General features: G+C 55.2%; 1 protein-coding gene. It reads left to right on the top strand.

Annotated elements, in window-relative coordinates; genetic code table 11:
- Positions 1-259 (top strand): GTP-binding protein (locus LXM55_RS32380; protein WP_233324214.1); only part of this gene is annotated, 259 nt, incomplete at both ends.

The following is a 259-nucleotide window of genomic DNA, read 5'->3' as shown; positions in this document are numbered from 1 at the left end:
GCAAACTCGTGAGCACATCCTGCTGTCCCGTCAGGTAGGCGTTCCGTACATCGTTGTCTTCCTGAACAAGGCTGACATGGTTGACGACGCTGAGCTGCTGGAGCTGGTTGAAATGGAAGTGCGCGATCTGCTGAGCACTTACGACTTCCCAGGTGACGACACTCCGATCATCATCGGGTCGGCTCTGATGGCTCTGAACGGCCAAGACGACAACGAAATGGGTACCACCGCTGTTAAGCGTCTGGTGGAAACTCTGGAT

This window comes from Pseudomonas sp. Au-Pse12, from assembly GCF_021341665.1.
Lineage (GTDB): Bacteria > Pseudomonadota > Gammaproteobacteria > Pseudomonadales > Pseudomonadaceae > Aquipseudomonas.
The sequence above is the reverse complement of the archived record's forward strand: the minus strand, read 5'-3'. Positions and strand labels throughout refer to the sequence as shown.